Genomic DNA, 3,664 nt, shown 5'->3' with positions numbered 1-3,664 from the left:
TTGATCAACCGAAAAAAGGAATGGACGCTTGCCGGAGTTTTTGCCGACGAAGGGATCAGCGGAACTCAGACAAAGAAAAGGACAGAGTTTAACCGAATGATAAGAATGTGCAAAAACAAAAAGATCGACCTTGTGATAACGAAATCAATTTCAAGATTTGCCCGAAATACGGTGGATTGCCTTGAATATGTTCGACAGCTTAAAGACTTGGGTATTGGCGTGATTTTTGAAAAGGAAAACATAAACACGCTGACAATGACAAGCGAGTTTATGATTGCTTTGTACGGTTCATTCGCACAGGCTGAAAGTGAATCCATAAGCAAAAATGTTTCATGGGGAAAGGAAAAAGCCTACCGTGAGGGCAAGGTGTCCTTTCAGTATAAATATCTGCTGGGTTACAAAAAAGGTGCAGACGGCAAGCCGGAGATAGTTCCCAATGAGGCTGAAACTGTACGGTTGATCTTCAGTCTTTATCTTGACGGATATACCTTACATAACATCGCTCAGACCTTAATGAATCAAAAAAGAATTACCGCAACTGGTAAAAGTGAGTGGTCTAAGGGTGAAATTCAGAGAATTCTGAAAAATGAGAAGTATGTGGGAGATGCACTTTTGCAAAAAACTTTCACGGTCGATTGCATTACACACAAAGTTGTGAAAAATAACGGAGAGCGCCCGATGTATCTTATTACAGATCATCATACTCCCATAATCGATCGTGATACCTTTAACCGAGTACAGCAGGAAATTGCAAGGCGAAGTTCAAAAAGAAAAATATCCGATCATACCAAAACAGAGCAAGGAAAATACAGTGGAAAATATGCATTGTCCGAATTGTTGATATGCGGAAATTGCGGAACTCCGTACAGGCGCAGAATATGGACAAAAAACGGGAAAAAGCAAGTGGTCTGGCGGTGTATCAGCCGTCTGGAACACGGTAAAAAATACTGCCCCGATTCGCCTACGATCAAGGAAGAAAACCTGCACCGTGGAATTATTCGTTCGATAAATAACTACTATTCCTGCCGTGACGATATTGTTCGGATATTAAAAGCTAATATCGGATCGGTGTTGGAGTGCCAGGGGCAGGAGGAAATACTTTCGATTGAAAAGCGACTGAAAGAGATCGACCAAGCAAGAACGGATCTGGTCGGACTGATAGTTTCCGGCGGCTGTGACGAGGACAAGCTTGACAGTGAGTTTGCAAAGCTTTATGCCGAGGAACAAGAGTTAAGCGAACGATTGGAAATGCTCAAATCGCAGAATAAAACTTCTGCCGAAACTCAGCAAAAGCTTGATAAGATCACGGACATGATAGAGCATGAAAAATTCGAGTTGGAAACCTTTGATAATGTGTTGATCAGAAAGCTCATCGAATGTGTAAAAGTCTTAAGTAAAACCGAAATACTGGTGATCTTCAAGGGCGGGTATGAAGTCAGAACGGAAATTGAATAATGTGAAAACAGCTTGCGGAGAAATCTGCAGGCTGTTTTTTTCGGAAACGAGGTGAAAATTAAATGGCGAAAAATTTTGAGGGAATAAAAAACCAACGTTACGGAGTTGAAATTGAATGCACCGGCTTAACAAGATCGTCAGCGGCAAAGGCGGTGGCAAAGGTTTTGGGCGGTTCGCCGGAGCATTACGGCGGCAGTTATGACAGATATGATGTTAAAGACAGTAAAAACAGAACATGGAAGATCATGTCCGACGCAAGTATACGATGTACAACGAAGAACGGCTCTTCGGCTTCAAAGCTGTATTCTGTGGAGCTTGTAACTCCGATTCTGGAATACGAGGATATGCCGACGCTTCAGGAGGTCGTTCGTTCTATTCGCCGAAGCGGAGGCATTTGCAACGAGTCCACAGGAATTCATATTCACATTGATTTTTCTCCGTATGACGCGCAAAAGCTTAGAAATCTTGTAAATATTTTTGCAAGCAAGGAGGATATGCTGTATCAGGCTTTACAGGTAGATTCAAACCGTGAACGGAATTATTGCAAAAAGGTAGATAAGCACTTTCTTGAAGAATTGAACAGAAGAAAGCCGACGAGTTTACAGACCATAAAACGGCTTTGGTACGGAGATGACGCCGATTATCACTCACATTACGATCCGTCACGGTACAGGTGTTTAAATTTACATCCCGTCTTTACGGATAACAATATTGAAGTGAGAGCTTTCAACAGCTGCCTGAATGCAGGCGTGCTCAGGGCGTATATTTCGCTGGTTCTGGCGGTCAGCAATCAGGCGTTAACGCAGAAATCTGCAAGCCCACGGGTAACGCAAAGTGAAAATCCTCGTTATACGTTCAGAACATGGCTTATCCGGATAGGACTGAACGGACAGGAATTCAAGAACTGCCGCAAACACTTGCTTTCTCATCTTGAGGGCAATATTGCTTGGAAAAATCCCGAGCAAGCCATAGCTCAGCGAGAAAGGCTCAGACAGGAGCGTATCGCCGCCCGTGAGCAGCGTGTTGAGCCTGTAAGCGAGATTCGGGAGTTAAACGAAAATGTACCCGATGAGATTTCTGAGCCGACAGAGAGCGAATGTGAGGGCTTTGAAGAAGATCAAGATTTAGACATAGAAATGGCTATGTAGATCGGAGGTCGAAGATGAAAAACAAACAGTTATATATTGCATACGGCAGCAACATTAATTTGCAACAGATGGCATACAGATGTCCGCATTCAAGGGTTGCGGGAACATCTGAGATTAAGGATTTTGAGTTGGAATTCAGAGGCGTTGCGACTATTGTTCCGAAAAAAGGAGCAAGCGTTCCTGTTCTGATCTGGGAGCTTGACGACAGAGATTTGCCAGCTTTAAATCGCTATGAGGGTTATCCGAGACTTTACAGGCAAGAAAAAATGTCTTTTGAGCTGGACGGCAAAGAAGTTGAGGGTATGGCGTATCTGATGAACCAAGGAGAGATCGCTCCTCCGAGTAGACAGTATTACAATACGATTTTGCAGGGGTATAGAGAAAACGGTTTAGATAAAAGTTATCTTCAGACAGCTTTGGAAAATTCACTGCAGATTGAACATATGGTAAATGATGAATTTGACGAAGAATATTGTGCGGAAGATTATGATGGATATTACGACATTGATGATTTTCAGATGAAATTTTAAGGAGGTTTGCGGTTTGAAATACAAAGGGTTTCATGTAAAAATAACTCCCGACAGTGATCTGCTTCGGGAGGATAAGGATGGAAATGATGTCCGTTGTGAGGGTTTTACTATTGAAGTTTTTGCAGATGAGTCCGAACAGCTTGAGATAGATATTTTTTCGGCTACTGTGGATTTTGAACTGCTGGAAAACAGTCTCGAAGAAGCGGAGCAGTTCGCTAAGGATTATATTGACTGCGAGGAAAAAGAGTACTGCAGAATGATAGATGAGTATAACGAAGATTGATTGGCAGCGTAAAATTGGATGTTTGAACTGAGCATCCATTTGGTATCAGCAAGACAACAGAAAAAAGCTCGCTTTACGGCGGGCTTTTTTTATTCTATGTAAGCTTCAAAACTGCCAATATTTCAACGCAGCCGTTCTGATCCTGTATAATAAAACTTGACACCCCAACCTCAAGAAGTAAAATAAAAAGAGAAAAAAATGGAGGTAAAGAAATGTCAGAAAATAAACAATATGAAAATGAGTACAAG

Annotated in this window: 4 protein-coding genes; all 4 read left to right on the top strand. The window is 42.1% G+C overall.

The annotated features are described in order from the left end of the window. A partial coding sequence (locus LI114_RS13190; RefSeq protein WP_227221057.1) for a recombinase family protein occupies positions 1-1,455 on the top strand: 1,455 nt, incomplete at its 5' end. Between the two features lie 62 nt (positions 1,456-1,517). Next, positions 1,518-2,603, top strand: a complete 1,086-nt coding sequence (locus LI114_RS13185; RefSeq protein WP_022126892.1) for an amidoligase family protein — start codon at positions 1,518-1,520, stop codon at positions 2,601-2,603. Between the two features lie 14 nt (positions 2,604-2,617). Further along, complete coding sequence (locus tag LI114_RS13180; RefSeq protein ID WP_022126893.1) at positions 2,618-3,133, top strand: gamma-glutamylcyclotransferase family protein; 516 nt, start codon at positions 2,618-2,620, stop codon at positions 3,131-3,133. A 13-nt stretch (positions 3,134-3,146) separates the two neighbouring features. Further along, a complete protein-coding gene (locus tag LI114_RS13175) occupies positions 3,147-3,416 on the top strand; it encodes a hypothetical protein (RefSeq protein ID WP_022126894.1) in 270 nt (89 codons plus the stop codon). Positions 3,417-3,664: the final 248 nt, after the last annotated feature.

This window comes from Ruminococcus sp. 210702-SL.1.03 (assembly GCF_020559915.1).
Taxonomy (GTDB): Bacteria; Bacillota; Clostridia; order Oscillospirales; family Ruminococcaceae; genus YE71.
Note: the sequence above shows the minus strand (reverse complement) of the source record. Positions and strands in the feature narration are given on the sequence as shown.

Excerpts from the sequence above, each read along its gene's own strand:
- LI114_RS13185 (WP_022126892.1), top strand. The coding sequence starts at position 1,518 with ATGGCGAAAAATTTTGAGGGAATAAAAAACCAACGTTACGGAGTTGAA.
- LI114_RS13180 (WP_022126893.1), top strand. The coding sequence starts at position 2,618 with ATGAAAAACAAACAGTTATATATTGCATACGGCAGCAACATTAATTTG.